At 67.0% G+C, this 22,424-nt stretch carries 16 protein-coding genes and 1 pseudogene; 12 read left to right on the top strand and 5 right to left on the bottom strand.

The genetic code is table 11. The features are described from left to right. Positions 1 to 55 precede the first annotated feature (55 nt). The 6 genes from AC1DDA_RS00815 to AC1DDA_RS00790 all read left to right on the top strand — a co-directional run bounded on the left by AC1DDA_RS00815 (position 56) and on the right by AC1DDA_RS00790 (position 6,250). Positions 56 to 1,513, top strand: coding sequence for an efflux transporter outer membrane subunit (locus AC1DDA_RS00815; protein ID WP_476794234.1), 1,458 nt, complete (start codon positions 56 to 58; stop codon positions 1,511 to 1,513). Between the two features lie 443 nt (positions 1,514 to 1,956). Continuing rightward, on the top strand, positions 1,957 to 2,949 hold the full coding sequence (locus AC1DDA_RS00810) for an ABC transporter substrate-binding protein (RefSeq protein WP_476794233.1): 993 nt from the start codon (positions 1,957 to 1,959) through the stop codon (positions 2,947 to 2,949). Further along, the gene (locus tag AC1DDA_RS00805; protein ID WP_476794232.1) at positions 2,904 to 3,803 is read left to right on the top strand and encodes an ABC transporter permease; all 900 of its coding nucleotides are present in this window, start codon (positions 2,904 to 2,906) and stop codon (positions 3,801 to 3,803) included. Before AC1DDA_RS00810 ends, AC1DDA_RS00805 begins: the two co-directional genes overlap by 46 nt. 120 nt (positions 3,804 to 3,923) lie before the next feature. Continuing rightward, positions 3,924 to 5,189 carry a 3-phosphoshikimate 1-carboxyvinyltransferase gene (locus AC1DDA_RS00800; protein WP_476794231.1) on the top strand — a complete coding sequence of 422 codons (1,266 nt, stop codon included), beginning with the start codon at positions 3,924 to 3,926 and terminating at the stop codon, positions 5,187 to 5,189. 165 nt (positions 5,190 to 5,354) lie between these two features. Beyond that, positions 5,355 to 5,903 carry a single-stranded DNA-binding protein gene (ssb, locus tag AC1DDA_RS00795; RefSeq protein ID WP_476794230.1) on the top strand — a complete coding sequence of 183 codons (549 nt, stop codon included), beginning with the start codon at positions 5,355 to 5,357 and terminating at the stop codon, positions 5,901 to 5,903. Between the two features lie 137 nt (positions 5,904 to 6,040). Continuing rightward, positions 6,041 to 6,250, top strand: a complete 210-nt coding sequence (locus AC1DDA_RS00790) for a hypothetical protein (RefSeq protein ID WP_476794229.1) — start codon at positions 6,041 to 6,043, stop codon at positions 6,248 to 6,250. Between the two features lie 128 nt (positions 6,251 to 6,378). Here AC1DDA_RS00790 and AC1DDA_RS00785 read toward each other — a convergent pair. The 5 genes and pseudogenes from AC1DDA_RS00785 to AC1DDA_RS00765 form a co-directional block, all read right to left on the bottom strand. Then, positions 6,379 to 7,813, bottom strand: a pseudogene (locus AC1DDA_RS00785) (metal-dependent hydrolase family protein). Between the two features lie 125 nt (positions 7,814 to 7,938). Continuing rightward, a complete protein-coding gene (locus AC1DDA_RS00780) occupies positions 7,939 to 8,205 on the bottom strand; it encodes a YMGG-like glycine zipper-containing protein (protein WP_441513226.1) in 267 nt (88 codons plus the stop codon). Between the two features lie 12 nt (positions 8,206 to 8,217). Further along, positions 8,218 to 10,047: an SLC13 family permease gene (locus AC1DDA_RS00775; RefSeq protein WP_476794228.1), complete on the bottom strand. Its 1,830-nt coding sequence runs from the start codon at positions 10,045 to 10,047 to the stop codon at positions 8,218 to 8,220. Positions 10,048 to 10,099: 52 nt separating this feature from the next. Further along, positions 10,100 to 11,305, bottom strand: a complete 1,206-nt coding sequence (locus tag AC1DDA_RS00770; RefSeq protein WP_476794227.1) for a M20/M25/M40 family metallo-hydrolase — start codon at positions 11,303 to 11,305, stop codon at positions 10,100 to 10,102. A 52-nt stretch (positions 11,306 to 11,357) separates the two neighbouring features. After that, positions 11,358 to 12,908, bottom strand: coding sequence for an AbgT family transporter (locus tag AC1DDA_RS00765; RefSeq protein ID WP_441513229.1), 1,551 nt, complete (start codon positions 12,906 to 12,908; stop codon positions 11,358 to 11,360). A 383-nt stretch (positions 12,909 to 13,291) separates the two neighbouring features. Here AC1DDA_RS00765 and AC1DDA_RS00760 point away from each other — a divergent pair, with 383 nt between their 5' ends. The 6 genes from AC1DDA_RS00760 (at position 13,292) to AC1DDA_RS00735 (ending at position 22,420) form a co-directional block, all read left to right on the top strand. After that, positions 13,292 to 14,422, top strand: coding sequence for an alpha/beta hydrolase (locus AC1DDA_RS00760; RefSeq protein WP_476794226.1), 1,131 nt, complete (start codon positions 13,292 to 13,294; stop codon positions 14,420 to 14,422). Positions 14,423 to 14,708: 286 nt separating this feature from the next. Continuing rightward, a complete protein-coding gene (locus AC1DDA_RS00755; protein ID WP_476794225.1) occupies positions 14,709 to 15,593 on the top strand; it encodes a helix-turn-helix transcriptional regulator in 885 nt (294 codons plus the stop codon). Between the two features lie 3 nt (positions 15,594 to 15,596). After that, positions 15,597 to 16,862, top strand: coding sequence for an MFS transporter (locus tag AC1DDA_RS00750; RefSeq protein WP_476794224.1), 1,266 nt, complete (start codon positions 15,597 to 15,599; stop codon positions 16,860 to 16,862). 235 nt (positions 16,863 to 17,097) lie between these two features. Next, a complete protein-coding gene (locus AC1DDA_RS00745) occupies positions 17,098 to 18,198 on the top strand; it encodes an efflux RND transporter periplasmic adaptor subunit (RefSeq protein ID WP_476794223.1) in 1,101 nt (366 codons plus the stop codon). Next, on the top strand, positions 18,195 to 21,275 hold the full coding sequence (locus AC1DDA_RS00740; protein WP_476778395.1) for an efflux RND transporter permease subunit: 3,081 nt from the start codon (positions 18,195 to 18,197) through the stop codon (positions 21,273 to 21,275). The genes AC1DDA_RS00745 and AC1DDA_RS00740 overlap by 4 nt, the downstream gene beginning before the upstream one ends. After that, positions 21,272 to 22,420, top strand: coding sequence for an efflux RND transporter periplasmic adaptor subunit (locus AC1DDA_RS00735; RefSeq protein WP_476794222.1), 1,149 nt, complete (start codon positions 21,272 to 21,274; stop codon positions 22,418 to 22,420). The genes AC1DDA_RS00740 and AC1DDA_RS00735 overlap by 4 nt, the downstream gene beginning before the upstream one ends. Positions 22,421 to 22,424 lie beyond the last annotated feature (4 nt).

Genomic DNA, 22,424 nt, shown 5'->3' with positions numbered 1-22,424 from the left:
TATCGCTTCGCGGTGCGATCGGATGAACTCCAAGGATTGGCGAAGGAGTTCATGCATGCGTGACGGCGTCGCGTCCGCTTCGGTTTGCGTCTTGGCAAGGCGCAAGCCGTCGTTCCGCTGGCGCGGTATCGGCGCATCGATCGCCGTTGCGCTTGGCCTGTCGGGTTGCATTCTCGGCAGCGAGAATCCGGCGGTCGATCTGGAGGTGCCTGCCAGCTACCGGGGCGCAAACCGAAGCCCTGACGCCGCGCTGCCCGGCAGCGACTGGTGGCGCGGCTTCCGCTCCGCCGAGCTCACGAGCCTGATCGAAGCCGCACAATCCGCCAACCTCGATATCGCGGTCGCGGTTGCGCAGATCGTCCAGGCGGATGCGCAGGCCGGGATCGCCGGCGCGCCATTGCTCCCCACGGTGACCGGAGTTGGAAATACGGAGCGGATAAGGCTGGCCACGACCAGCGGCAGCTCGGGGTCCAGCACGAGGTCCCAGGTCAACGTCGGGCTGACGGCGAGCTACATGATCGACTTCTGGGGCAAGAACCGCGCGACCCTGTATGCCGCGCAGGAGGATGCCATCACGGCCCGGTACAATCGGGACGTCGTCACCCTCAGCACGACCGTCAGTGTCGCCAATACCTACTTCCAGATTCTGACGGCCAATGACCGCTTGCGGATCGCCCGCGGCAACGTCGCCGCGGCCGAGCGGATCCTGACTCTGGTCCGGCAGCAGTTCAACGCCGGAACGGTGTCGCAACTGGATCTTTCCCAACAGGAGACACTCGTCGCGACGCAGAAGGCGGCGGTCCCGCCACTCGAGCTTGCCGCGGCTCAGAGCAACGTGACCCTGGCCCTCCTGCTCGCCCGGGCATCTGCGAATTTCAGAGTGATCGGCGGTGGCATGGCGAAGGTCTCGGTGCCGCGCGTGACGCCGGGGCTGCCATCGGAGCTGTTGCGCCGCAGGCCGGATGTGCTGCAGGCCGAGTCACAGCTCGCCGCCTCGAATTTCAGCGTCGAGTCGGCCCGGGCGGCCTTCTTTCCGCAGATCCAGCTGACGGGTGATGCCGGCTTCCAGAGCAAGGCGCTCGCCTCGCTGTTTGGGCCGGGCGCCTGGTACTACACGCTGGCTGCCGGCTTGACGCAGCCGATCTTCGACGGATGGCTGCTGCAGAGCCAGCTCGACCAGGCGAGGGGCGCGCAACTGCAGGCCCTGCAGGCCTACCGTCAATCGGTTCTCTCGTCCTTCGCCGATGTCGAGAAGGCGCTGGTGGCGCTGACCCAGACGACGCGGCAGGAAAGGCTGCAGTCGGAGGTCGTCAGCAGCGCGCGCCGGGCCTTCGAAGTGGCGGAAGCGCAGTTGCGCGGCGGCACGGCGAATCTCATCAGCGTATTGCAGAGCCAGCAAACGCTTTTCACCGCCGAGGACAATCTGGCGCAGGTCAGACTAAGCCGCTTTCTTGCCGCGACGAGCCTGTTTCAGGCGCTGGGCGGCGGATGGACCCGCGATCTGCCTCTTTGATCGAGTTGCGTCTGCCTGGGGGGCGATCGCCCCGAACCCGCGCAGGATCTGCAGATTCAAGACCTGCATCGGGCACTTCGGATTTGACTTCGACGGGGTCCACGAAACCGGTCCCCTCCAGCAGCAGACGTTCTCTCCGCTACGCAATCTTTTGGCAGCATCGATCTCTGTCCTTTCTTACCACTTCTGACGATCAGGAACCTCGCTCAATGGCCGGCAAGCTCGGTCGATGAGGTATCACTCGCGTCGCCCGCCAGGTCACGCCTATGGTCCTGACGGGCCCTGGCAGGGTGGGGTGTGGTTCTATGGCCTCACTTGGGCGATGCTGCCACGCGGGAAGGGCGGAGGGACGGATCAATTCGCCCGGTTCCGCGTTACTGCGCGAACCGCCCGGGCGATCGGCCCCGGCGGCATCTGTCATGGCCAGCGGGGGAGCATTGACGATGAAAGCCTTTTTGGGAGCCGCCACGCTTGCTTTCGGCCTCGGTCTCGGCGCCTCGGCCATGGCTTGCGAGCTTGATCGCCCGCTGAAGATGGCAGGGCTCGACTATGATTCCGCCGCCTTCCACACCGCCGTCGCCAGCGCGATCGCCGAGCGGGGTTTCGGCTGCAAGGTCGAGCGCGTGCCCGGCGCCATCGCGCCTCTGGTCAACGGCGTGGCGCGGGGCGATGTCGACATCGTCATGGAAATCTGGACGGCCAACCCGGTCGAAGCCTGGGTGAAGGCGGCCGAGGCCGGCAAGGTCGAGCCGCTGGGTACCACCTTTCCGGATGCGAGCGAGGGCTGGTTCGTGCCGCGCTATCTGGTCGCCGGGCCGGACGCCAAGGCGCCGGACTTGAAGACCGCTGAAGATCTCAAGCGCTACAAGGCTCTGTTCGCTGATCCGGAAGAGCCGGGTAAGGGGCGCTTCTACAACTGCGTCGCCGGCTGGGTCTGCGAAGGCATCAACACCAAGAAACTCGCCGTCTACGGGCTCGCCGGGGACTTCACCAACACGCGCGGTGGCTCGGGTGAGGCGCTGGTCGCTGCGATCGAGGCCGCACTCAAGCGCAAGCGCCCGGTCGTATTCTACTATTGGGGGCCGAGCTGGCTGCTCGGTGCCTATGACCTCGTCAAGCTCGAGGAGCCGCCCTTCGACCCCGCTGTTTGGGCCGAGCTCAAGGCGAGCGACAACCCCAAGCGCGCCACCGCCTATCCGATGAGCAAGGTGGTCATCGGCGCCAATGTCGACCTCGCCAAGAAGGCGCCGCAGCTGGCGAGCTTCTTCAAGAGCTACGGCACGACCAGCGACATGACCTCGAAGATGCTGGCCGAGGCGCGCGAGAAAGGGGTCACGCCTGAGCAGCAGGCCGTGGTCTTCCTCAAGACGCAGCCCGATATCTGGCGCAAATGGCTGCCGGCCGATATCGCCACGAAGGTCGCATCGAGCCTGTGACGGCCGCTTCGGTGCCGGAATTCGGCAAGGCGCTGCAGGGCGCCGTCAACCGCGCGGTCGATGCCGTCGTCACCGGCTATGGCGACAAGCTCGACGGTCTCGGCGCAACGCTGACCGCGCCGGTCCGCCTGGTCGAAACGGCGCTCCAGCACATCCCGGTTCCGGCATTCGTCCTCGCGGTCGCGGCGGGCGCCTGGCTCGCGACGCGGCGGATCGGTTTCGCCCTGGCGATGGCGGCCCTGCCGGTGGCGCTGGCCGGTCTCGGCGTCTGGGGTGAGGCGATGCAGTCGCTCGCTCTGGTCACTGTCGCCGTGCTCTTCGTCGTGCTGCTCGGGCTGCCGCTCGGCGTTGCGGCGGCGCGGCTTCCGCGACTGGGCCGCGCGCTCGCGCCGCTCTATGACCTCATGCAGACCATCCCGAGCTTCGTCTATCTGATCCCGGTGGCGATGGTGCTCGGGCTCGGGCGCGCGCCGGCGCTGGTCGCGACGTTGATCTATGCGCTGCCGCCCTTCGCGCGGCTGACGGAACTGGGCCTGCGCGGCGTCGACCCCGGTTTCATCGAGGCCGCCCGGGCGCTCGGCCTGCGACCCCGGCAGAGCTTCTGGCTGATCGAGCTGCCGCTTGCCCAGCCCACCATCCTGCAGGGGCTGAACCAGGCGATCATGATGGCACTGGCCATGGTCGTCGTCGCCTCGATGATCGGCGCCAAGGGGCTCGGCGAGATCGTCCTGCTCGGCTTGCAGCGGGCCGATCCCGGCCTCGGCTTCGTCGGCGGGCTCGCCATCGTCCTGCTCGCCGTGCTGCTGGACCGGATGGCGCAGGCCGTCCTCGTGTCGCGGCGGCAGGGTGGCTGATTGTTGGGAGCCGGGCGAGGAACGCTCGGCGCTTCGTCCGCGACAAGCCGAGCCGGCCACGCTATGAGCTTGCGCGCGCCGTTTCGGCGCGGGCTTTGAAACGCGCAAAGGCTACGGACGATGAATGCGACGGCCGCACTGACGATCGTTCCGCCGGACGCGCCGCTGCGGGGCAGGGTGGTGCCGCCCGGCTCGAAATCCATCACGAACCGTGCCTTGCTCGTGGCGGCGCTGGCCGGAGGCACGAGCCGGCTGACCGGCGCCCTGAAGAGCGACGATACCCGCTACATGGCGCAGGCGGTTCGCGCGATGGGCGTCGTGGTCGAGGAGCCCGATGCGACCACCTTCGTCGTCGCCGGAACCGGCCGGCTGCAGCCGCCGGCCGAGCCGCTCTTCCTCGGCAACGCCGGTACTGCGACACGCTTCCTGACCGCAGCCGCCGTGCTGGTCGACGGCACCGTGATCGTCGACGGCGACGAGCACATGCGCAAACGCCCGATCGCGCCGCTGGTCGAGGCGCTGCGGACATTGGATGTCGCGGTGACGGCTCCGAGCGGTTGCCCCCCGGTCAAGGTCCAGGGGCAGGGGAGCTTCCCCGCCGGACGCGTGGAGATCGATGGCGGCTTGTCCAGCCAGTACGTATCCGCCCTGCTGATGGCGGCGGCCTGCGGGCGTGGGCCGGTCGAGATCGCCTTGACCGGCAAGGAAATCGGCGCCCGCGGCTATATCGATCTGACGCTGGCGGTGATGAAGGCCTTCGGAGCGAAGGTTTCACAGCCGGATCCGGCGACATGGCGGGTGGAGCCCACCGGCTACAGGGCGGCCGACTTCCTGGTCGAACCCGATGCCTCCGCCGCCACCTATCTCTGGGCGGCCGAGGTGCTGACCGGCGGCGCTATCGATCTCGGCGTCGCCCCCTCGGCCTTCACCCAGCCCGATGCCGCCGCGCACAAGGTCATCGCCAGCTTTCCGAACCTTCCGGACGTCATCGACGGCTCGCAGATGCAGGATGCGGTTCCCACGCTCGCCGTGCTCGCGGCCTTCAACCGGCGGCCGGTTCGCTTCGTCGGGATCGCCAATCTGCGTGTCAAGGAATGCGACCGGGTGTCGGCCTTGGCGCAGGGGTTGTCGCGCATCCGGCCGGGCCTCGGCGTGGAGGAGGGCGACGATCTTCTGATCGCGTCCGATCCGGCCCTCGCCGGACAGACCCTTCCAGCGCGGATCGACAGCCATGCCGATCACCGCATCGCGATGAGCTTCGCGCTGGCGGGGCTCAAGCTCAACGGCATCACTATCCTGGACCCCGCCTGCGTCGGCAAGACCTATCCCGGCTATTGGCGGGCGCTGGCTTCGCTCGGCGTCAGGCTGGAGGGCGACCTGCCATAGCCCTCCGACGGTTCGTCTGCGGCGACCGCCCGGCGCTGCGATTCGATAGGGGAAAACCGCTTGAACAAAACGAGAACATCATTGATAATGCCTTAATTGGCCGATAGGGTTCGGCTCCGGTCAAGCGGCCGGTTTGTGTGAAGTGCGCAGGAAGTGGAGCCTGTCATGGCTGGTAGCGTCAACAAGGTCATTCTGGTCGGCAATCTCGGGCGCGACCCCGAAGTGCGCCGCCTCGGCAGCGGCGAGCCTGTCGTCAATCTGCGCATCGCCACCTCCGAGACCTGGCGCGACAAGCAGAGCGGCGAGCGCAAGGAGCGCACCGAGTGGCACTCGGTCGTGATCTTCAACGAGAACCTGGCGAAGGTGGCCGAGCAGTACCTCAAGAAGGGCTCGAAGATTTACATCGAGGGTCAGCTCCAGACCCGGAAATGGCAGGACCAGTCCGGCGTGGAGAAATACACCACCGAGATCGTGCTGCAGCGCTTCCGCGGCGAACTCACCATCCTCGACAGCCGCCAGGGCGGCTCGGATGAGTACAGCGAGGGCGGCGGTGGCGGCGGCTACGTCGACGATCGTTCGGGCGGCGGTGGCTCCTTCGGCCGCTCCGGCGCGATGGGCGGTGGCGGAGCTTCGCGCCAGCCGGCCATGTCCGGCGGCGGCGGCGGCGGTGGCCGTTCCTCATCGACCCATCTCGACGACGATATTCCGTTCTAGCTAACACCTCCGGTAGTCTTGTAAAGCTACTGGCACTAAGGCGCTGTTTTGCAGCGCCTTTTTCATTGACAAACGGGCGAGCAGTTCAGGCGCTGGGTGGCGCGGAGCGGGCTTGCTTGCGATCAGCGATGGCGCCAATGCGGCGGACGCCGGCGCTGACGACGATGGCGCGGCGGCTGCCCGTGCTGGCGCTGGCGGTTGTAGTGCAATTGCGGCCGCTGCTGGCTGAAGGCGGCGTCGGCCTCGTCCAGCGCGCGAGCGATCTCTACCGTGACCGGCCGATCGCCGCCGGGGAGAAATCCGGTTTCGGCAGCGGCACTTTTCGGCGCCAGGCCGACGCCGCCTAGAAGGCCCAACAGGAACAGGCGCCTGTCCATCATATCGTTGTGCTCCCTTTTCCGGCACGGATTCGCCGGCCTTGCAGCCCGGGCGCGCGTACCGGCCTGTGTTGCGTTTGAGACATCCGCATAGCCCGCTACGAGGCCAGCGAATTCCTGTAGAGCGTCCCGTCCTTCATGATGACGGCGAGGCTCCGATCAGGCTGTTCGATGAGCTTGAGATCGTCGAGCAGGTTTCCGTTGACGACAAGAAGATCCGCCAGCGCTCCCGGTTCGATGACACCGAGCTTACCGGGGTAGGGGTTGCGCGGGCCGGACAATGCCAGGAGCTCGGCGTTGCCTGCCGTCGCCATGCGCAGCGCTTCGGCGTTGCTGTACCATTGGCCGAGATGAGTGAGCATCACGCCCTGGCGGGGCGTCATCTCGGGCGAGAACAGCAGGTCGGATCCCCAGGCCGTCTTGATGCCGTGCTTCCGGACGAGTTCGTAGGCCCGCGGCGTGCTGGCGAAGACCTGCAGCATCCGCTCGCGGCTCGGCCCCGTCAGCGGCACGGAATCCGCCTCGGTCAGGAAGGGCTGGATGCTGAGCCAGATGCCCTTCTGAGCGAGCAGGCCAGCGGTTTCCTCGTCCATCAGATGGGCGTGCTCGATGCAGGCGGCGCCCGCCGCCACCGCGCGCTGGACCGTGCGCGGCGCGTAGGCATGGACGGTGACATAGGTGTTCCAGTCGCTGGCGATGGCGACCGCCGCGCGGAGATCGCTCTCGCTGAATGTCGTCATGTCGAGCGGACTGCGCGGCGAGGAGACGCCGCCGCCGCCCACGAGCTTGATCTGCGAGGCGCCCTGCATCAGCTGCTCGCGGATTTTCATTCTGAGGTCGCCGACATCGTCCGCGATCGCGGCAGCCCCCATGCTTTCGATCAGGCTGAGGCGCGCCGGATCGCGCGGGATGTCGCTCAGCATGCGCAGGTCGCCATGCCCGCCGGTCGTCGTGATCATCGCGCCCGAAGGAAAGATGCGCGGCCCAGGGATGATGCCCGCGTCGATAGCCTGCTTGAAGGCGAAGACCGGTCCGCCGACGTCACGGACCGTGGTAAAGCCGCGCAGCAGGGTGCGATTGGCTTCTGCCGTCGAGGCCGTGAAGATCGAGCCGGGCTCGCCCGTCATCAGGGTCGGCGCGGGAACCGCCGCGAACAGCGTATGCCAATGGGCATCGATCAGGCCCGGCATCAACATGCGGCCGCTGCAGTCGATCACCGTCCAGTCCGCCTGGGGCGGATTGTTACTGGTTTCGACCGCGGCGATCCGATTGCCCTCGACCAGCACCTGCGCGCCCTGTTGCAGGCTGCTGGACTTGCCGTCGAACAGGCCGGAACAAGGTTTTCGTCGGAGGACGCGTGCTCTGCGCCTGAGCCGGCGCAACCGCTGCGCCGGCCAGCAAGGCCGCTCCCGTCAGGAGGCCCCGGCGCGTGAAGGCATCGAGACGACGCGAGGCCTGGACGAGCATCGGATTGGAGCAGCTGCAGGCCGCGCCGTGGATCAGGTGCTGATATTTCTTGCCCACGCGGATCATGGTTTTCCTCCTGGGCAGCAGGATGCGAGGCGCGTGGAGCGCGCCTCGCGGATCAGGCTTCGAAGACCATCATCCGCCGACGTCACGGCGGTCCCATGACCTCCGGGCCGAATGATCGGCGACCGTCAGGGGCAGCGCGCCTCGAAGGTGCGGCCATAGCGGTCGCGATAGATGCAGTTGTTGGGGGTGGTCGCGCGCCCGATCACGGCACCCGTGATGCCGCCGATCGCGGCACCGACAGCCGCGCCACGCCCGCCGCCCGCAATGCCGCCGATCGCAGCTCCAGTGCCGGCGCCGATGAGTCCGCCGCCCAGCGTCCGCTGATCGGCCGAGTCGGCATTGCAGCCCGCGAGGACCAGGCCAGCCGCAAGTAGAGCAAACTTCCAACGCATCGTATTCCTCCCTCAGAAGCGCCAGATCAATGGCACGATGAAAACCGCGACGACGAAGAACCAGATCAGGAGCGGCAGCCCGAGCTTCCAATAGTCGCTGAAGATGTAGCCGCCGGGGCCCATCACCATCAGATTGGTCGGAGTGGCGATCGGCGTCAGGAAGGCGCCGGCGGCGGCGACGGCGGTGCTCATCAGCACGGGGCGCGGCGAGATGCCCATGCTGGCGGCGGCGGCGACGCCGATCGGGATGACGATCAGCGCGGTCGCTGTGTTGCTGATGAGCTGCCCCATGATCGCGGTCAGCACGAACAGGCCGGCGAGCAGCGCGGTAGGTCCGGCGTCGCCGACCAGGCCGACGAGTCGGTCCGCGAGCATCTTCGCCGCGCCCGTCTCGATCATCGCGGTCGAGAGCGGCATCATCGCGCCGACCAGGATCACGGTCGTCCAGCTGATCGCGCGGTAGGATTGTTCGACGGTCATGATGCCGCAGAGGATGATGGCGCCGGCCGCCAGCAGGCCCGCCACGGCGGAGGGCACCACACCGGTCGCCAGCATCAGCACCATCGCGAACAGGATGATGATCGCCTGCTTGGCTCCCGGCCCCATCGGCACGGCCTGCCGCCGCACCAGCTCCGGTGAGCTGACGACCAGCACGTCCGGGTCGTCGAGATGGGTGTCGAGCGCTTTCCACGTGCCCTGAAGCAGCATGGTGTCGCCGGCTTGCAGCATGACGCCGGCGGCCTTTGTTGCGCCGACGGTCGGAGCCGCGCTCGCGCCGCGCTGCACGGCGAGGATGATCAGGTCGCCGCTTTCGGTGACCATACCCGGAAACACGGACTGGCCGATCAAGCCGGAGCGCGGCGGGATCACCACCTCGGCCAAGCCCGAGCGGCGATTGAACAGGGTTTCCTCGCTATCGCCGGCCCCTTCCTCACGGAAGGCGAGATGCATCTTGGCCGAGAAATTGGCAGCCGCCTCGGCGTCGCCGCGCAGCAGCAGATAATCGCCCTCGGCGATGGTTGTCCGACGCAGCGGGCCGGCCGTGTTGCCGTCCTGGACCGCCACCAGTTGAAGCCCGGGCCATTCGTCCAGCACGATCGCGCCGGATGACGCTCCGACATAGGGGCAGCTCGCGCGGACACGCAATTGATGGAGGCCGCTTGCCAACCCGTATTGCTCGACCAGCGTGCGGGCATGGCGGCTGAAATCAGCCGGCATGGTCGCGCCATTGCGCTGCGGCAGCAGCTTTTCGCCGAAGAGGATGATGATCGCCATCGTGCCGGCGAGAAGCGGAATGCCGGCCAAAGCGAACTCGAAGAAGCCGAAGCCGCCGACGCCGGCGTCGAGCCCGGCTTCGGAGACCAGCACGTTCACCGGCGTGCCGGTGAGCGCCAGCATGGAGCCGGCATGACCGGCGAAGACCAGCGGCATCAGGAGCTGCGACGAGTTGCGCTTGAGTCGGACCGCGATGACGACGACGACCGGCAGCAGCGCTGCGACGGCGCCATTGAGGCTGATCAGCGCGACGAGAAGCGCGACCAGCGCCATCATCATCAGCAGCAGGCGTGTGCGGCTTTCCTCACCCGCACCCTTGATCAGGAGCTGGCCCGCCCAGGCAGTGACGCCCGTCACCTCGAGGCCGGAGCTGACGACGAAGAGCGAGGCGATAAAGATGACGGCGGGATCGCCCAGGCCGCTCAGCGCTTGCGGCAAGGTGAGGACGCCCGTCGCCCACAAGCCGAGTGCCGTGCCCATCGCGACGAGCACGACGGGCACCTTGTTCGTGACGAACAGGACAACGGCAATCGCGATGATGATGCCGGTATAGGCGATCGGACTCACGCATCAGCTCCTTGTGGGTCCTGCTCGATCGCAGACCCTGCTTGGAAGGGTCTCAGTCCTCGAGCGTCGCCATCAGGATGCCGAGCCGGCAGCCCTTCTCGTACTCGGTCAGGTTCACATATTCCTTGATCGTATGGATCTCGGCCTGGCCGGCGCCGATCGTGATCGTCGGAACGCCATGCTTGTCGAGCCAATTGGCGTCGAGCCCACCATTGGAGAACAGGTAGTTCGGCTCGATGCCGAGAATGCCGAGTGCCTTGGCGGCGCGCTTGACCACCGGCGAATTCTTGTCGAGCTCGAAAGGCGGATAGGCCGGCTTATGGGTGAAGGTCACCTTTGCGGTCTCGCCGCCATCGTCCTTGACCTCGGCTTGCGCCTTGGCGAAGGCGGCCTTGAAAGCCTCGGCGATCTTCGTGGCGAAGGCGGCCTCGGGGCTGCGCGCTTCACCGCGGATATAGGCGTAATCCGTGACGACATTGGTGGCGTCGCCGGCTGCGACCGTGCCGCCCTTGCCGCCGAAGATGCCGACATTGCTGGTTCCGCGCCCGTCCGGCTTGACGATCTTGCCGAACCAGCCCTCGCGGCGAGCCTCCGCTATGGCGATCGAGCCGACCAGCGTGGCCGAGATGCCCTTTTCCGGTGCGACGCCGGCATGGGAGGCCTTGCCGGTGATTTCGACCTCCCAGTTCTCCTGGCCGACCGCGCCGATCAGCAACTCGGAAGCGAGCTGCCCATCGACATTGACGCACATGACGGCGCCGCCGAGGTCCGTCGGATTCAGCTCGCGCGCGCCGTGCAGGCCGCTTTCCTCGCGCACCGTGAACAGCAGCGTGATCGGCGGATGCGGCAGCTTGTGCTTGATCAGCGTCTCTGCGAGCACGACGAGCAGGGCGACGCCGGTGCGGGCATCGCCGCCCAGCGCCGTGGTGCCGTCGGAGACGATGCGGTCACCCTCGCGCTTCGGCTTGGCGCCGGCGCAGAGCGGCACAGTGTCGAGATGGGTCGAGAACAGCAGGCGCGGGCCGGCCTTGGTGCCCGGCAGGTCCACGATCAGGTTTCCCGTCTCGGTCGGCAGGGGAATGCGCTTGTTGGCGTCGTCGAAGCGGATGGCCGAGGCGGGCACGCCGACGGCCTTGAGCGCGTCGCTGACCGCGGCACCGATATTCGCCTCCTTGCCGGTCACGCCTTCGACCGAGAGGAAGCGCATGAGATGGGCGATGGCGGCTTCGACATCGAGCGGGATGGATGGTGTCGTCATGATCTGTATCCGGTCGGGTTGAGTTGGCGACGGGGGAGGCCGGCGAAGAGGCTCACAGCCCCCAGGGCAGGCCGAGCATCTTCCAGACGGCGAAGAGCGCCGTCCACAGCACGAACATCCACACGACATAGGGCAGCATCAGCGAGACCACGGTGCCTACGCCGGCGTTCCTGTCGTATCTCTGGATGAAGCCGACCACGAGAGCGAAATAGGCGTTGAGCGGCGTGATCGCGTTCATCGGGGAATCGCCGATGCGATAGGCGGCGAGCACGGCCTCGGGCTCGACGCCGAGCTTCATCAGCAGCGGCACGAAGACCGGAGCGAAGATCGCCCATTTCGCGATCGCGCCGGTCAGCAGGAGGTCGATGAGCGCGACCACGACGATGAAGCCGAGCAGCAGCGGCAGGGCGCCGATATTGGCTGCCTGCAGCATCCCGGAAAGGCTCAGCGCCATCACCGTGCCGATATTGGTGTAGGTGAAATAGGCGACGAATTGGCTGAGCACGAAGAAGAGGAAGATCGTGCCGCCCATGTTCTTGATCGATTTCTCGATCGCGGCGATGACCTCCGACAGCGTCCTCAGTGTCCCGGCGCCGATGCCATAGGCCCAGCCGGTGATCAGGAACATCAGCATGATCAGGGCGATCAGGCCGTTCATGAAGGGCGAGTTGCCGATGAGCTCGCCGGTCGTCGGGTTGCGCAGCGGCGCGCCCGCGGGGAGCGTCAGCAGGCAGAACACCGCGATCAGCGCGAGCAGGCCGAAGCCGGCGAAGCGAAGCCCGCGCGACTCCGCCTCGGACAGCACGGCGCCCTGCTCGGTGACGGTTCCCTCGGCCGCCAGCTTCGGATCGTAGGCTCCAAGGCGCGGCGAGATCATCTTGTCGGTGATGAAGGCGATGATCACGGTCAGGAACAGCACCGAGGCGATCGAGAACCAGAGATTGGAAGCCAGGCCGATCGTGCGGTTGGGGTCGACGAGGCGCGCCGCATCATTGGTGAACTCGACCAGAACCGCGTCGAGCGGCTTGATCAGCATGTTGACGGTGAAGGCTCCCGCCACCGCAGCGAAACCCAGCGCCAGACCGGCAACGGGATGGCGCCCGACAGCGAGATAGGCGATGCCGGCCAGCGGAATCAGCACGAGATAGCCGGCGTCGGCCGCGATGCTGGCGAGGATGCCGACAAAGGCCAGGATATAGGTCAGCGCCCAGTGCGGGGAGACGATGACCAGCTTGCGGATCAGCGCGGTGACGAGCCCCGATTCCTCGGCGACGCCGGCGCCGATCATCGCGACGATCATCAGCCCCACCGCCGTGAAGCTCATGAAGTTCGGGATCAGCGACGAATACATGAAGCGGATGCCGTCGATCGTCAGCAGGCTTTGGATCGCCGTGCTCGCCGTCTCGATCTTGTGCGTGTCGGGATTGATCCGCTCGAAGGTGACGGCTGCGCCGAAGAGCCCGAGCACGGCCGACAGGACGATGACGATGCCGATAAGGATCAGGAAGATGATGACGGGGTGGGGAACCATGTTCCCGACCTTCTCGACGGTGTCGAGGAACCTCTGCATGGTTGTCTTCGGCGCGGCGGCGTCAGTCGTCATCGCTCTTATCCCCCTTGAGCCAAGGCCCTCGACGCAAGATCAGCGGCAGGCCCGCACGACCCGATGATGGGCGCCGACAAGACTCCGAGTCTCGAAAGCGAACCATAAATCCGGGCACGGGGAGGGCATCGGCAGAGAATCCCAAACTTTGGGCCCCCTGTCCCAAAGTTCAGCCGGTCGCGGCGGCAGGAGATGCTTTCGCTTGCCGTGGGCCAGGGGGTTTCCTACGGTCTGCTGCGCATGCGAAATGCCGCCTACCGGTAACCTAACGAGTCGAAGCGATGCCAGCTCGGGGCAAAGATAATGGCCGCGCAAGCTGGGCGGGGGCCCGCTGCGCGACCGGCGGCAGGATTCGGCCTGAGCTGCGCGCGCATATCGGCCGGATGGTTCTATGCCGTCTTGCTCTCCTGGTATTTGCCGTCGGTCTCGGCGCTTGCGCCTCGACGCCGCAGGGGCTGCTGCAGCCCGTCGCCGCGGCGCCCGGAACCGACCGGGTCGATATGCTGGCGGCAACGACGCGCGCAGCCTCGCCCGATCCCGGTATCCTCTTCACCGGCGACCGGGGCGAGCATGTTTCGTTCAGCAATATCATCGTCTCGATCCCGCGTGAGCGCGAGGCCGGCACAATCCAGTTGCCGCGCTCGGTTCCCGGCAATCCCGCCACGGATTTCGTCGTCACAAGCGCGACGCCGCTGCCGAAAGCCAAGCTCGTCGACTGGTTTCGTTCGACGAGCGGGCGGTCGAAGCGCGTCTTCGTCTTCGTCCACGGATTCAACACGCCGTTCGACCGCGCAGTCTTCCGTTTCGCGCAGCTGGCGCATGATGCGGATGCCGATGCGGCGCCCGTGCTGTTCTCCTGGCCATCGCGCGGCTATCTGCTCGACTACAGCCGCGACTTCGACAATGCCTCCTACTCGCGCTCGGATCTGGCGGATCTGCTGAAGGTGGCGGCTGCGAGCCCCTCGGTTCGGGAAATCGTGATCCTGGCCCATTCGATGGGGAGCTGGCCCGCGGTCGAAGCGGTCAGGCAGATCGCCCTCAGGGATGGCGGCGTCCCGCGCAAGATCAGCAACCTCATCCTGGCATCGCCAGATCTCGATGTCGGGGTCTTCCGCCGTCAGATCGAAGATATGGGTCCGAAACGACCGCAGATCACCCTGTTCACGGCACAGCACGACCGGGCACTGCAGCTGTCCCGCTTTATTTCGCGCGGGGGGACCCGGCTCGGCGGCATCGACCCGACGCAGGAGGAGTACCGCACCCAGTTCGCGGGGCTGTCGGGGATCACCGTGATCGATCTGTCCGCGATCAATGCGGGGGACAGGATCAACCATGATCTGTTCGCGGCCAGCCCGGACGCCGTTCGCCTGATCGGCGACAGGTTGCTGCAAGGCCAGGTGATCACCGATGTCGACGTTCCGGCACCGCTGGCTGCTGCCGGGGCGATCGGCTCGGCGGCGACACTCCTCGTCACCGCGCCGATCAGAGTGTTCGATGCCGCAGCGACGCCATAGGGTTGACGGCCTAGGTCGATGGTGCCAATATTTGACTGATATACTAAACTTGAAATACTGAATAAGCAATATTGATCTTGTTTCAGTTTATTGACTTCGATCAATTTCAATCGACTTCGGTTTGTGCTGGAATTTCACCTTACTTCTGACGAGCGTCGAATGATCGGAGTGTCCGATGCCGGCTTTCTCTCATGGCGGGGTGAGGAAGGACACCAGCGTGTTTTCCGTAGCGCATTTTTGCACTGCAGAGCTTCACGCGAAGGATCAATTTGACGCTTGGCGGTCCTTGCATGGGAACACCATCGAGCTTTTCCCGACGCGCGAATCCCTGGCGGGATTCGCCGCCGAATTCGCCTCATGGCGCGTGGGCGAGCTTGCCCTGACGCATGTCGTCTATTCCGGCGCGCCGGACAGGCAATGGCGGCACCGCCCCAGATCCTATCTGGATCATTGGTGCGTCGTGCTGGCGCGGACGAAGGCTGCGAACGGCGTGCTGCACGAAGAGCTGAGCTTCCGTTCGCTGGCGCTCCCTTATGAGGGGAGAGCCCGGGACAGCGAGGTTATCACCCTGTATCTCCCGCGCGACCAGCGCGTTGCCGACGAGCAGCGCTTCGATTGGGCGCATGATCTGGCCGTGAGCCAGGATTTCGCGCCCCTGCTCATCGGCTACTTGGACAGTCTGGTGCGACAGTTGCCGCACGTCACCGCGGAGCATGCAGCAAGCCTCGAAATGCCGACCAGGGCGCTCGTTGCGGCCTGCATCATCCCGCAATCGGTTTACCAAGAGGCGGCGAGGGCGCCTCTTGGATCGGTTCTCGTCGACAGGGCCCGCAATGTCGTGCGCCAGAACATGGCCTCGCCGGATTTCGGCCCTGAACGGCTGGCCCGCCTGCTGGCGATGTCCCGCTCGAAGCTCTACCGGCTTTTCGAGAACTGTGGCGGGGTGGCTCATTTCATCAACAGGGAGCGGCTGCGCGAAGCCCATCTCCGGTTGAGCTCGCAGCGTGAAACGCTTTCGATCCACGCGATCGGAAGCGAGGTCGGATTCGTCGATCATTCCACCTTCAGCCGGGCCTTTCGCCGCGAGTTCGGCTACAGCCCGACCGAAGCGCGTGAGCAGGGGATCGTGCGCGCCTTCACCGATGAGCGGGGCGAGGCGATCGAAGGCTGAACGATGCGGCTTCGAGCACGTGCCAGAACGCCGCGTTTCGGCCGGTGGACCTCGGATTCTGCTGTTCGGCAGGTCCCGCTAGCGAGCCCGGCCGCTGGCCTGCCCAGGGGGCGGCTTTCGCTTCTCTACGCATGTCTGTTCTTCGAACTTGGGGTCAATCTCCCGTTCTTCCCGCTCTGGCTGCAAGCGCAGTCTCTCGACGCCGACGCCATCGGCATTGTTCTGGCGGCGCCGTTGCTGATCCGAATTATCGCGAATCCCACGGTCGGGGCGTTCGCGGACCGGAGCGGACGCATCTCGGCGACGCTTGCGGTCTGCGCGGCGCTGGTTGCTGCCGGCACCGGCCTCCTGACCGTCGCGCGCGGCTTCTGGCCGATCCTCGCCGTCGTCGTCGCCATTGCTCTGGCGCAGGGCCCATTGATTGCCTTGGCCGACGCGATGACGCTCGGCCGTCTCGCCGAAACGCCGCGATCCGAGCTGACTTACGGGCGCATCCGGCTGTGGGGATCGCTCGGTTTCGCCGCAGCCAATCTCGCAACCGGCTGGTCGCTCGAATGGTTTTCGACCTCTTCGATCGTCCCAATGCTGCTGCTCTCGTCCGTCCTCACGGCGGCGGCCGCTACCAGCTGCATGGCCCCCCGATCGAACGGCCCGCGCGCTGCCGAAGCGAACGAAGCGCGGGCGGTGCGCCCATTGCTGCTCATCGGCACAATTGCCGGCGCGGCCTTGGTGCAGGCAAGCCACGCCGCATACTATGGCTTCGGTACGCTCCATTGGCAGGCAGCCGGGGTTCCCGGCGCAGCGATGGGCGGGCTCTGGGCGCTCGGTGTCCTGTCCGAGGTCGTGTTGTTTTCCTTCCTTGGCTACCGCGTCAAAGGCGTCTCGAGCGCAGCCGGCCTGCTGGTCGTCGCGGCGGTCGCCACCATCCTGCGCTGGGGAGCGATGTCGCAGGATCCGAGCCTTTCCACGCTGGTGTTTCTCCAGTTGACGCACGGGGTGACATTCGGCGCTACGCATCTTGCCGGCATCTTCCTCCTCGCGCGGCTGGCGCCGGGCGGAATGCAAGCCAGTGCCCAGGCCTGGCTCGCGGGCAGCTGGGCCGGCGCCATGGCCGTCCTGACGACCCTTTGCGGCCTGCTCTACGAGACGTGGGGAGAGCAGATCTACCTCGTCATGGCCGCGGTCGCCGCGGCCGGGCTCTCCCTGTTGCTGGCGGTTGCCCTCGGTCTGCGCCGTGTCTCGACGCGGGAACCGTTGAGCGTGACCTAGCGGGAGAGTGACCTTTCCCAACAATGGGATGAGCAGCCCAGAGTTGGGATTCTGAGCTAATCCACGCCTCCTCGGCTGTTGCTAGCGTCGATCCAGGGTCCCGAAGAGCTTTGCTGGGCGCAAACGCGCTTGCGGATGCGCGACGCGGCAGCCGTCAGAGGAACAGTTCGATGCAGAGGCGAGGCTTACGGCGTCCGGGGCCGACACGGCACCGGGGGGCTTCCGCGGAGCGGGCATGAGGCGCAGCGAAGGTTCATCGCGCCTGGGCTGCGTCGCGGCCGCGGCCGTCGTCGCGCTCGGCGTCGCCTCCTGCAATCGGGAGGAGAAGGAGGCTCCGCCTCCGGTGCGCTATGTCCGCACCGTGACGGTCGAGGCGCCGCGCCAGGCGCCCGATCTCGCCTTCACCGGCCATATCGAAGCGCAGGATCAGGCCTCGCTGGCGTTCCGCATCGGCGGACGGCTGGCTGAGCGCCTTGTCGGCGTCGGCGCGAGCGTGAAGGAGGGAGAGATCGTCGCGCGGCTCGACCCCGAGAACGAGCTCAACGATCTCCGCTCGGCCCAGGCTGCGCTCACGGCCGCGCAGGGCGATCTGCGCAAGGCAGAGAACCAGTTCCAGCGGCAGAGCCATCTGCTCGATCGCCACATCACCACGCAGGCCGATTTCGAGGCCGCCCAGCAGGCGCTCACGGCAGCCCGCGCGCAGGTCGACGCCACCCAGGCGCGTGTCCGCTCCGCCGAGGACGTCGTCGGCTTCACGACGTTGACGGCTGACGCGCCGGGCATCGTGACGCGTGTCGGCGCGGAGCCTTCCGAGGTCGTCACGGCCGGCCGGATGATCGTCCAGCTCGCGCGGCGAGAGGGCCGCGACGCGGTCTTCGAGATCCCGGCCGATCTGGTGCGTCAGCTCACGCCCGGCATGCGGGTGCGGGTTGCGCTCACCGGGGAGGCGGGCGCGGAGGCGACCGGCCGCGTGCGCGAGATCGCGCCGCAGGCGGACCCGGTGACCCGAACCTTCCGGATCAGGGTCGGCCTCACAGACCCCACGCCGGCCTTCCGGCTCGGCGCTGCCGTCTCGGGCTCGATCCGCGCCAGCGCGAGCGGCGCCATCACCATCCCCGCGACGGCCCTGACGCAGCGTGATCAGGCGACAGGGGCATGGGTGGTCGACCCCAAGAATCTGACGGTCTCGCTGCGGAAGCTCGACGTCGCGAGCGCGGACCCGGCGGCGGCCAGGATCGCCAAGGGCTTGGACATCGGCGACATCGTCGTCACCGCCGGAGCGGGGCTTCTGCATGAAGGCCAGCGCGTACGCCTGATCGGAGCGGAGCCGCGATGAGCTTCAACCTCTCGGAATGGGCGCTGAAGAGCCGCTCGGTCGTGATCTATCTCATGATCGTAGCGGTCGCGGCCGGAATCTTTGCTTTTATCCGTCTCGGCCGCAACGAGGACCCGGCTTTCGTCATCAAGACGATGGTGGTTTCGGCGGTTTGGCCCGGCGCCAGCATGGAAGACACGCTGAGCCAGGTCACCGAGCGCCTCGAGCGGCAGCTCGAGGAGACGCCCGGCCTCGACAGCGTGCGCAGCTACACCAAGCCCGGCGTGACGACGATCTTCGTCAACCTCAAGGGTGAAGTGCCCGGCCGCCTGGTCCAGGACACCTGGTACAGAGTGCGCAATCTCATCGCCGATATGCGGCACACGCTGCCGGCCGGCACGCTCGGGCCGTTCTTCAACGACCGCTTCGGCGACACGTTCGGCATCATCTACGGCTTCACCTCGGACGGCTTCTCCAGCCGCGAGCTGCGCGACCATGTCGAGACCATCCGGTCGCGCCTGCTGCTCGTGCCCGATGTCTCGAAGATCGAGATCATCGGCGCGCAGGACGAACGCATCTTCATCGAATTCTCGGTGAGAGAGCTCGCCAATCTCGGCCTCGATCGTTCCGCGCTGCTTGCGGCGCTCCAGGCGCAGAACGTGGTCCGGCCGGCGGGCGAGGTGCAGACGCAGGACGAGACGTTCTCGGTACGGGTGTCCGGCGCCTTCCAGTCCGAGGCCGATCTGCTCGGCATCAACTTCCCGGCCGGCGACCGGATGGTGCGCCTCGCCGACATCGCGACGATCAGGCGCGGACAGGTCGATCCGCCGGCGCCGATGTTCCGCGTCAATGGGCGCGATGCGATCGGGCTGGGCATCGCCATGCGCGAGGGCGGCGACATCCTGGCGCTCGGCAGCAACATCAAGAAGGCGATGGCAGGGATCACCGCCGGCCTGCCGCTGGGCATCGAGCCTTATCTCGTCGCCGACCAGGCCGTAACGGTCTCGCACGCGATCAACGACTTCATGACCTCGCTTTGGCAGGCGGTCGGCATCATCCTCTTCATCAGCTTCATTAGCCTTGGCGTGCGGCCGGGCCTCGTCGTCGCGCTCGCGATCCCGCTGACGCTCGCCATCGTCTTCGCCTGCATGCTGGTCGCCGGCATCGACATGCAGCGAATCTCGCTCGGCGCGCTCATCATCGCGCTCGCGCTATTGGTCGACGACGCCATGACCACGACCGATGCCATGGTCACGCGGCTGGCCGCAGGCGACGCGAAGATGAAGGCGGCGACCTTCGCCTTCGACAAATACGCCACTGCGATGCTGGCCGGCACGCTGGTGACCATCGCCGGCTTCGTGCCGATCGGCTTCGCGGCGAGCTCGGCCGGCGAATACACCTTCTCGCTCTTCGCGGTGGTGACGATCGCGCTCGTCGTATCCTGGTTCGTGGCCGTCCTCTTCGCTCCGGTGCTCGGCGTCGCCATGCTGAAGGCACCTGACGCTTCGGCCCAGGGCAAGGAGCCAGGGCGGGTCGAACGCGGCTTCCGCTCCCTGCTCTCCGGCGCGATCAAGCTGCGCTGGGTGACGATCGCAGTGACGCTCGGCCTGTTCGTGGCGTCGATCCTGGCCCTGGCGCTCGTGCCGCGGCAGTTCTTCCCGGCCTCGGACCGGCCCGAGCTGCTCGTCGACCTCACCCTGCCGCAGAACGCCTCGATCTATGCGAGCGAGAACCTCGTCGAGCGCTTCGAGGCCTCACTGAAAGGCGATCCCGATGTCGAGCGCTGGAGCACCTATGTCGGCCGCGGCGCGATCCGCTTCTACCTGCCACTGAATGCGCAGCTTCCCAACGACTTCTTCAGCCAGGCCGTGATCGTCGCCAAGGATGTTGCGGCACGCGAGCGGCTGCAGAAGAAGCTCGAGGCGCTCCTCGCGAAGGACTTCCCCAATGTGGTCGGGCGCGTCTCGCCGCTCGAGCTCGGCCCACCGGTCGGCTGGCCGGTCCAGTACCGCGTCAGCGGCCCCGACATCGCCGAGGTCCGCACCATCGCGATGCAACTCGCGCAGGTCGTCGCGTCGAATCCCAAGGCGCTCCAGATCAATTTCGACTGGATCGAGCCCGCCCGCGAGCTGCGGCTGCGCGTCGACCAGGACGAGGCGCGCCGGCTCGGCCTCAGCTCCGCCGCAGTCGCCGCGATCGTCAACACCGTAGTCTCCGGCACGGTCGTCACCCAGGTGCGCGACTCCATCTACCTCGTCGACGTCGTCGTGCGGGCCCAGGACGCCGAGCGCGCCTCGCTCGACACGCTGCGCAGCATGCAGGTCGCGCTGCCGAGCGGCCGCTCGGTGCCGGTCTCGCAGTTCGTGAGCTTCAGCTACGGGCTCGACGCGCCGCTGATCTGGCGTCGCGACCGGGTGCCGAACCTGACGGTCTCGGCCGATGTGCCGCCCGGCACCTTGCCGGATGCCGTCGTCGGCGCACTGCAGCCCTCGGTTGACGCGCTCCGGAAGACGCTGCCGGCCGGCTACGACATCACCGTCGGCGGCACGGTCGAGGAGAGCGCCAAGTCGCAGGCATCGGTCATCGCCGTGATCCCCGTGATGCTGCTGATCATGTTCACGGTGCTGATGGCGCAGCTCAGGAGCTTCAGGCTCTTCGCCATCGTGCTCAGCATCGCGCCGCTCGGACTGATCGGCGTCGTCGGAGCGCTGCTGCTTTCCGGCAAGCCGCTCGGCTTCGTCGCGCTGCTCGGCATCCTCGCTTTGATCGGCATCATCACCAAGAACGCGGTGATCCTGGTCGGACAGATCGAGGACGAGCGTGCAGCCGGCAAGGGCGTGGTCGAAGCCGCCATCGACGCCGCCGGCACGCGCTTCCGCCCGATCATGCTGACGGCCATCTCGACCGTGCTCGGCATGATCCCGATCGCGCCGACCGTGTTCTGGGGGCCGATGGCCTTCGCGATCATGGGCGGCCTGCTGGTCGCGACCGTGCTGACCCTCGTTCTTCTGCCTGTCCTCTACGTCACCGTCTTCGGCGCAGCGAGCGCGGGCGGCAGGGCGGGGCGGACGGCCGGTGCGGGAGGCTCCCTGTCATGAGCGCGATCGCGACGAGGCGGATGCCGATGAACGGGTTGGGACGGGTCGCCGCCGCCGCGTTGCTGGGAACGGTTCTCGTTTCCTGCAGCAGCGAGAAGGCGCCGCAGGCGGAGGGGAGGCCTGTCGGGGTCGTCACGGTCGAGGCCGGGCAGTTCTCCGACGACATCCAGCTCAGCGGTGAGATCCAGGCGAAGAAGGATGTCGGGCTCGCCTTCCGCATCGGCGGGCGCGTCCTCGAACGCCCGGTGAATGTCGGCGACCGGGTGAAGGCGGGGCAGGTCATCGCAAGGCTCGAACCGGCCCTCGAACAGAATGCGCTGGCGGCAGCCAAGGCGGCGCTGGAAGCTGCCCGCGGCGAGGTCGACACGGCGCGCAACACCTTCGAGCGCCAGGAGCGCCTGATGGCGCAGGGCTTCACCACGAGGCCGCGTTTCGACCAGGCGCAGCGCGCCCAGGAAACCGCGCAGGCCCGGCTGGAGAATGCGGAGGCGCAGCTCGAGCTGGCGCGGGACCGCCTCGGCTTCACCGAATTGCGCACCAATGTCGATGGCGTGGTGACGGCGCGGCAGATCGAGCCTGGGGAGGTCGTGCAGCCCGGTCAGGTCGTCGTCCAGATCGCCCGCGACGACAGCCGTGATGCGGTCTTCAACGTGCCGGCGGCCGTGCTCGATACCCATCTCAGCGACGCTCGGATCCGCGTCGCGCTGGCCGATGCGCCGACGGTAACGGCCTATGGCGCAGTGCGCGAGGTCGCCCCGCAGGCCGATCCGGTGACCCGGACCTTCGCCATCAGGGTCGGCTTGCAGAATCCGCCCGAGGCGATGCGGCTCGGCTCCACCGTCGTCGGCACGGTCGAGCTCACCACCTCCGCAATCGTCTCGATCCCCGCGAGCGCGCTGACCCAGCAGGGCCGCTCGCCCGCCGTGTGGATCGTCGATCCCGTCAAGTCGACCGTCTCCCTGCGCAGCGTCGATGTGCTGCGCTTCGATCCGGGCAAGGTCATCCTGTCACAGGGGCTGGAGCCGGGTGAAGCGATCGTCTCGGCCGGTATCCAGGCGCTGCATCCCGGTCAACGCGTCAGGCTGTTGCCCGAGCAGCGATCCGGCTCGCGTCAGGAGGCCGCTGCTTCGCCGCAGCGACCGTGACGCG

The sequence above is a fragment of the Allobosea sp. 10N428 genome, from assembly GCF_056394545.1.
The sequence above is the reverse complement of the archived record's forward strand: the minus strand, read 5'-3'. Positions and strand labels throughout refer to the sequence as shown.